We start from the raw sequence: 3,479 nt of genomic DNA on the forward strand, positions 1-3,479 counted from the left end.
CCGGCCCGCGCCGGCTCCGCACCCGCGCCGGCCGGTCCCTCCTCCGGGCCGGCGCGGGTGCGTGTCCGGTCAGGCGGCCCGGTCCCACCCCTCCTGGTGGCCGTTCCGCCCGACGTCGTTGCGCCCCTTGCCAGGGCCGTGGCCGTGCCCGGGACGCGGGTCGGTGGGGCTCTCCACGCCGTTCACGGCGGACGTGTCGAGCGCCAGGCTGTACGTCGCGTAGGCGACCGCGGCCGTCATGATCCGCAGCGCCTTGCGGTTGACGTTCGACAGGTCGTCGCCGGGCGAGTGGTAGTTCGGGTCGTGCGTGATGCCGGCGGTCCCGCCGAACAGCGCGACCTCGGCGTCGGTCTTGACGCCGTCGGCGCCGGTGAACAGCCCGGACGCGGGGACGCCGTTGAGGATGAACGCCTGGTAGTCGGACCGGCCGGAGAACTGGGTGTCGACCCAGGGCTGGCCGATGGAGTCGAACCAGCCGGTGAGGACGTCCTCGGTCTCGGCGGAGCCGGGCGGCACGGGGACGGGCGCCGGGTGCGTCGACTGGTCGGCGTCGTACACGCCGATGATGTAGTTCGGCGAGCCGACCATGTCGAAGTTGAGGTAGGTCGCGATCTTGTCGATCTCGCCGGGCTGCGCGACGAGGTCCTCGACGTACGCGGTCGAGCCGATGAGCCCGAGCTCCTCGGCGCCCCACCACGCGAACCGCACGGCGTTGGGGAGCCTCTTGTCCTTGCCGAGCTGGACGGCGGTCTCGAGCAGCACGGCCGAGCCGGTGCCGTTGTCGTTGATGCCCGGGCCGTCCTCGACGCCGTCGAGGTGCGCCCCGAGCATGACGACGTTGTCCGTGCGCCCGGCGCGGGTCTGCGCGATGACGTTGAAGCTCTCGCGGGTCTCGGGGTGGGCGCGGGTGTCGAGGGTGACGGTGACGGGTCCGGCGGCGGCCTGGGCGGCGAGCGCCTGGCCGTCGGCCTGCGTGAGCCCGGCGGCGGGCACGCTCGCGATGCCCTCGGCGCCGAGGGTGCCGTTGAGCAGGACGTCGGGGACGTTGTTGTAGACGGCGACGCCGACGGCGCCGGCAGCCTCTGCGTTGGTCACCTTGATGGCGAAGGTGCACCCGCCGCGGCTGACGAGCGCGATGCTGCCGGCGACGGAGGTGCCGGCCCAGTCGGCGGCGGTGCAGCCGAGGGTGTCGGGGGCGGCGGGCAGGGCGAGGGGTGCGGTGATGCCGCCGACGGGTGTGTTCACCGCGAAGGTCATCTGGTCGACGTCGTAGGTCTCGCCGCCCGCGACGGTGAGGGTGGCGGCGTCGACGACCTCGAGGTCGAACGTGAAGGGGTCGCGCGTGGTGGTGTAGCCGGCCTTGCGGAGGGTCTTCTCGACGTACCGGGCGCTCGCCTCGTACCCGGGGGTGAGGGCGGCGCGGTTGCCGTCGTTGCGGTCGGCGATCCGCTGGAGCTCCTGCAGGTGCCGGTAGACGGCACGCTCGGACACCTTCTTGACGAACTTCTCGGGGGCGGTCGGGCCGTGGCCGTGGCCGTGGCGGGCGGGGTCGTCGAGGGCTGCGGCGGGAGTCGCGACGGCGGCGCCTGCGAGGACGAGCGCCGAGACGAGGACGGTGAGCTTGCGGCGATGCAACACAGCGGACCTCCGTCGGTGGTGCGATCCAGACGGGGTGCATGGTAGCGATGACTGGAGTCATAACGGAATAGCAGGACCGGTGCCGTGCGCCCGTGGGGGGCGGCGACGGACCGTCGGCGGCGCGTCGCTGAGCGCCCGGCCCGCGGTCAGGCCGGGGTCCGGGCCGCCTCCAGGACCTCGGCGGCGTGCGACGTGCGCACGAGGAAGTCGTGGATCGTGCGGCGGCTCGACGTGAGGCACGCGATGCGTGCGTCGAGCCCGTCGAGCTCGGTCGCGAGCATCTGCGCGACGGTCCGCGGGCACGCCGCCGCGAGGTCCTCCTCCTGCGTCTGCTCCAGGTCGAGGACGACTCTCGCGAGCTTCGTCGGGAGCCCCGCCTTGACCAGCTCCACCGCGCGCTCCACCTGCGCGACGTCCGCCTCGTCGTACTCGCGGTAGGTGTTCGCCGCGCGGGCCGGGGCGATGAGGCCCTGCTCCTCGTAGTAGCGCAGCAGGCGCGTCGAGACGCCCGTCCGCCGGGACAGCTCACCGATCTTCACGACGACCTCCGCTCTGCGCGACGACCTCGGCGCGACCCCTTGACCTTCACACTGATGTCAAACTTTAGCGTCACGGACATGGACACCACCCAGCGACGGCTTCCCTGGCCCAGCCTCCTCGTCCTCGGCGGCGCGACCTTCGTCATGGTCACCGGCGAGATGCTCCCCACCGCCGTGCTCCCCGCGATGAGCGCCGACCTCGACGTCCCGCAGGCGCGCACCGGCCTCCTCGTGTCCCTGTGGGCCGCCACCGTCGTCGTCACGACCTTCCCGCTCGTGCGGCTCACCGCCCGGTTCGACCGCCGCACCGTCGTCGCCGGGGCGCTCGCGGTGTTCGCCGTCGCGTCCGCGCTCACCGCGTTCGCCCCCGCCTACGAGGTCGCCGCCGGGGCGCGCGTCCTCGGGGCCGCCGCGACCGGGCTCCTGTGGGCCAGCGTCAACGCGCACACCTCCGACGTCGTCGACCCCGGTCACCTCGCCCGCGCCGTCGCCGTCGTCCTCAGCGGCGCGACGCTCGGCACCGTCCTCGGGACACCCCTCGCGAGCGTCGTCGCGCAGGCCTGGGACTGGCGCGGGGCGTTCGTCGCGCTCGCGGTGCTCGCCGTCGTCGCCGCGGTGCTCGTCCGGGGCGTCGTCGTCGCGGCGCCCGCGCGTGCCCCTCTCGCCAGGAGCGTCGGCGCACCGCCCGCGGCAGGGGCCGCGGCGGGCGGGTCGTCGGGCGACGTCGCCGAGGTGGCCGTCGACGGGCGGGCAGTCCTGCGGCCGCTGCTCGTCGTCGCCGGCCTCGTCGGGCTCGTCCTCGTCGGCCACTTCGCCGCGTTCACCTTCGTCACGCGACTCGTCGAGCAGCCCGCCGCGCACCTGCCGGGCGGCGTCAGCGGGCTCCTGCTGCTGTTCGGCGTGGCGTCGGCCGTCGGGGTCGTCGTCGTCGGGCGGATCGGGGACCGCCGGCCCGCCGCGACGCTGCTGGTGACCGTCGTGCTCGTCGCCGCCTCGCTCGTCGCGCTGCTCGCCGTCCGCGCACACCCCGCCGTCGCCGTCCTCGTCGTCGCCGCCTGGGGGGTCACCACGGGTGCGCTGCCGCCGCTCGCGCAGACGACCATCATGCGGCTCGCCGGTCCCGAGCACCGGTCCACCGCGGCGACGGTCATCCCCGTCCTGTTCAACCTCGGCATCGCCGTCGGCGCCGCGCTCGGCTCCGCCGTCGTCGACGTCACCGGGCCCGGCGCGCTGCCGGTGCCCGCCGCGCTCGTCGCGCTCGCCGCGGCGGCGGGGCTCGCCGTCACCGCCCGGCCCCGGCCC

3 protein-coding genes are annotated in these 3,479 nt (G+C 74.8%); 1 reads left to right on the plus strand and 2 read right to left on the minus strand.

The features are described 5' to 3' along the window. Positions 1 to 69: 69 nt before the first annotated feature. Both CBZ_RS15795 and CBZ_RS15800 read right to left on the minus strand, forming a co-directional pair. Complete coding sequence (locus CBZ_RS15795; RefSeq protein WP_130782453.1) at positions 70 to 1,638, minus strand: M20/M25/M40 family metallo-hydrolase; 1,569 nt, start codon at positions 1,636 to 1,638, stop codon at positions 70 to 72. Positions 1,639 to 1,784: 146 nt separating this feature from the next. Next, entirely contained in the window at positions 1,785 to 2,177 is a 393-nt protein-coding gene (locus tag CBZ_RS15800; RefSeq protein WP_130782454.1) for a MerR family transcriptional regulator, read from the minus strand. Between the two features lie 78 nt (positions 2,178 to 2,255). Here CBZ_RS15800 and CBZ_RS15805 point away from each other — a divergent pair. Further along, on the plus strand, positions 2,256 to 3,479 hold a 1,224-nt coding region (locus tag CBZ_RS15805; protein ID WP_246013483.1), incomplete at its 3' end, for an MFS transporter.

Source organism: Cellulomonas biazotea, assembly GCF_004306155.1.
Taxonomy (GTDB): Bacteria; Actinomycetota; Actinomycetes; order Actinomycetales; family Cellulomonadaceae; genus Cellulomonas; species Cellulomonas biazotea.